This window comes from Bacillus sp. JJ864 (assembly GCF_036963045.1).
GTDB classification, from domain to species: domain Bacteria; phylum Bacillota; class Bacilli; order Bacillales; family Bacillaceae_G; genus Bacillus_A; species Bacillus_A pseudomycoides_C.
This window is the reverse complement of record NZ_JBALLY010000144.1, coordinates 1274-5363: the sequence shown is the minus strand read 5'-3', so window position 1 is coordinate 5363 and position 4090 is coordinate 1274. Positions and strand designations below refer to the sequence as shown.

Annotated in this window: 3 protein-coding genes; 1 reads left to right on the top strand and 2 read right to left on the bottom strand. The window is 26.8% G+C overall.

Annotation, left to right across the window (positions count from 1 at the left end; genetic code table 11):
- Positions 1-37: 37 nt before the first annotated feature.
- Together V7024_RS19645 and V7024_RS19640 are read right to left on the bottom strand one after the other, a co-directional pair.
- Positions 38-1414 (bottom strand): S8 family peptidase, encoded by a 1377-nt coding sequence (locus V7024_RS19645; protein WP_335522969.1) that lies wholly within the window; start codon positions 1412-1414, stop codon positions 38-40.
- Positions 1415-1830: 416 nt separating this feature from the next.
- On the bottom strand, positions 1831-2403 hold the full coding sequence (locus V7024_RS19640; RefSeq protein WP_335522967.1) for a tyrosine-type recombinase/integrase: 573 nt from the start codon (positions 2401-2403) through the stop codon (positions 1831-1833).
- 241 nt (positions 2404-2644) lie between these two features.
- On the opposite strand from V7024_RS19640, the gene V7024_RS19635 reads away from it, so the two are divergent.
- The coding region (locus V7024_RS19635; RefSeq protein ID WP_335522965.1) for an AAA family ATPase at positions 2645-4090 on the top strand (1446 nt) is incomplete at its 3' end.

Here is a 4090-nt window from a genome sequence, read left to right as displayed (position 1 = left end):
CACCTTTTTATTTTATAAACTTTAAATTATATTAATATTAATGAGTGACAGCTTTATATACATTAAGAGTACCATGACCAAAATTACTATTTTTATCTACACCGTAGTTATAAAGAAAATTGATTGCTTTATTTGGCTTATTTTTAAAATGATTTTTATCAATAATTAAGGCTAGAGTTCCAGAAACTTTAGGAGCAGCTAATGAATTTCCCGATTGATAAATGTAATCTCCGTTTGGTGCAGTGGTTAATATTTGTTCTTTTTCATATAATTTGTTTTTAGACCAAAATTCTGAACCGTATTTATTAAGTAATCTAAAATCTCCACCTGGTGCAACTATATCGACAAAATTTTTTCCATAATTAGAGAAAATTGAAAGTTCATTAGTAGGACCAGTAGAGGAAACTGTCACTACACCTGATAAACTAGCTGGAATATCATAAATTTCACCAGTAAAATTAATTTTTTCAAGGCCATTTAGTTCTAGATAAGATTTAAAAAAGTTATTTAATTTAATTTTATCTTTAACATCAAGTCCATCATTACCGGCAGCAGCGACTACAACACTACCGGATTTTATTGCAAAGTTAATTGCACGTTGATAACCTTCTATTTCAGGAATATCAGTTGAAATAATTTTATTATTTGAAGAGTAATTTCCATTTAAAAGATAATCTCCTAAACTTAAATTGATTACATCAACATCATCTTTAGAAGCTTCTATAATTGCCTTTATAACCCAAATTGATTCAGCTGATTGTTGCCCGAATACTTTATAAGCTTTGATTCCAATTCCAGGAGCAACTCCTTTTAATTTCCCATTTGCTGCAATTTGTCCTGCAGTATATGTTCCGTGACCTGAAAGGTCATTTAAATAATTAATATCACCATTTTCATTTAATTCTTGTCCTCTAAATCCTCCAATAGGAACTAGATTTTTAGAACCATTAACAATATTTTCTTTTAGATCTGGATGATGTATATCTAAACCTGTGTCAATAATACCGACACTTACATTTTTTGTTCCAGAAAATATTTTATAACTTTCCCCATTGTTTGTTATTTTTTTCATATCCCACTGTGAATTTTGTATAGTATCATTATTTAGTGGATTGGAGTTTAAATTGTTTTTCACTGTTCTTATTGATTTACCATATGATTTAACAAAAGAACTGAAACCTAATTTTTTAATAGTATCTTCATTAGTTTTAACTTGCATCATACCAACTTCTTCAACAGAATAAATTATTTCTACATCATTTTTATTTATTGTTTTTTTAAAGTTTTCATAATCATTTTTGTTTTTTAGTAATATAGTATAATAATCAATTTTATTATCAGAAGCGTTAACAAAATTAATAGGAATAATAAATAAAAGTGCAATAAAAAATAATAAAGATTTTAAAAGTTTCATATTATATCTCCTTTGAATATAATAAATATAAAGAATGCATAAAAAGGACGGCTAGGTTATATAGCTGTCTTTTTTATGCGAAATTTTGCAAAAATGAGATTGAAATTCAATTTTTTATTTTACTTTTTTCTAAACTGACTGAAACAATAAGTAAAACTGTTAATAAAATAATTATTTTCAAATCACTTTCATCTTTCATAAAAAAAGAATATAAAGTATATACTACAAGTAATAATCCATAAATAATATTAATAATTTTATGCAATAGTTCCCCCTCCATCCAGTACATATATTTCCAATTTTAACATAAAAAAGAATCATTTGTTTATTATTTGAAATGAGAAAGTTTAAAAATATAAAGTAATTTTTAATATGAATTTATTTTTAAAAGTATGAAGTGAAGATTAAAATAGAAGTTAAATATAGAATGTATCTAGAATATTATCTTTTTCTTCTTTATTAATTCCAATGTATTTAAGTGTGACTTGTGGTGTGCTGTGGTTTAGTATTTCTTGTAACATAGCCACATCTTTTGTTTGTTTATAGAACCAATAGCCGAATGTTTTGCGCATGGTATGAGTGCCGATAGACTCTACACCGGCAAAATCTCCGGCTTTTTGCAATTGTCGATAAGCCTGGATCTTACTAATTGGTTTATCTCCTTTTCGAGAAGGAAATAACCAGGTGTTTTCTAATGTTTGGGCGTATGAATTAACTTCATCAAAAATAGAAGTGAGATTAATTGTGCGTTCTTTCTTTGTTTTCCCCTCTTTGATTTTGAATTCTTTTCTCTTTTTTTGTTTTAATTTTAATATGGTTTGGGTTTCGATTTGGAGTAGATCGCTGACACGTAGTCCGGTATGTATGCCTATTAGAAATAGAATATAGTCTCGTTCTGAACAATGGCGTTTGAGGGCCCATTTCATATCTTCGATCTGCTCTTTGCTACGGATGGGTTGGACATCAATGAGATGTGGTTTTTTGTTCATGGATTTTCTACCTCTTTATTTACAGTGTTTTGAATGTATACTTTTGTTGTGTAAATTAAGGATATCAGGAGAATTGATATGAAGTCAATAATGTAGGGAATTTGAATGTAAACTAATATTTAAACTTTTACATTCGAATGTTTTAATATACAAATTATTTTTTGTCAACTATGTTAAGTTTGTGTATTGATGATAGAATAATGAAGTAGGTATAGGAAAATATTTGTAAGTGGGTGTATGTATGAGGATAAAATGGGTTGAAATTAGAAATTTTAGGTCAATTAAAAATTCTAAAAGGTTTTATTTAAATTCTAAATTCAATATATTGGCAGGTAAAAATGAATCAGGAAAGTCCAATGTTTTAAAAGCATTAAAGAGTTTTAGTGATAATAAATTTATAGAAGAAGATAAGTGCCATTATAGTAATGAAGATCCATCTGTAAAAGTATGTTTTGTTGTAGATGGTAAAGAAGAATTAGAAAATATTTTCACTAATCAATATAAGTATTCAAAAAATATAAGTGAATTTATAATCGAAAGACGTGGTAGTTTAACACATTTTTCTGGTGATATAGCTGATGTTGTATTGAATGCAGGGGTTAAATTTTATGAAATGAATGAAGAAAAATTTAATACGATAATAAAGTCTGTTAATTCTTTATTAGAAGATTTGAGTACAGATTATGATGTTAATATTTTTGATGGAAAAGATGGTTCTTCTAACCTAGATTTATCAGAGTACAGAGGATTTTTAGATTGTTTGAGAAGTAATATATGGGATGAACAAGGGGATGAATATGATTATGGTGATGATGTAATTATAGATGCTTTAAAAAGTTCTTATAGGGGTTTTAAAAGCCTTATGATTGATGGTGACCAGTTTTCATCTTTCCTTTATAATTTAATACCTAACATTATATTGTTTAATTCTTTTGAAGATCATCTTCCAGAATTTATTACTGAAGAGGATATTGAGAAATCTGTTATTAAAAATTTTTTTAGTTTAACTTCTTGTAACCCAGAATCTTTGTTTAATGTATTTGGTAAAGAAAGAAGTAAGCTTATAAATAGTATATCTACAACTGTCACTGGTGATTTTCAAAATTATTATAATCAGGATAAAATTAAAATTAAGATGAATGCGGATGGAGAAAGAGTTTATTTTGAAATATATGATGATAATGATGATATTAATCCTTTTTTCATTTCTCAAAGAAGTCAAGGTTTTCAATGGTTTTTATCTTTTTTTATAACATTAAATGCAGAGAAAAAACAGAATTCAGTAATTTTAATTGATGAGCCAGGTTTATTTTTACATGCTAAGGCACAACAAGATGTGCTAGAAATGCTAATAAATTTATCTGAGAAACATCAAATCGTTATAACTACTCATAGTCCGTATTTTATAGATCCAGATCGTTTAGATAGAGTAAGTTTAGTAATAAAAGATGAACTTACTTATACTTATGTTGAAAATAAAGTACATAAGGGTTCTGATTATACTACATTAACACCTATTATTACTGCTATTGGTTTAGATATTACTAGAAATATAGGTTTTTCAAGAGATTTTAATATAATAACTGAAGGAATCTCTGATTATTATTATTTACAAGTAATGAAGGAATATTTAAGACGTAATTATGTATTAATAGATTTTAATATTATTCCAGCGCAAGGAGTTAAT

Bases quoted from the DNA above. Each gene is read 5' to 3' on its own strand.
- V7024_RS19645 (WP_335522969.1), bottom strand. From the start codon at position 1,414: ATGAAACTTTTAAAATCTTTATTATTTTTTATTGCACTTTTATTTATT.
- V7024_RS19640 (WP_335522967.1), bottom strand. From the start codon at position 2,403: ATGAACAAAAAACCACATCTCATTGATGTCCAACCCATCCGTAGCAAA.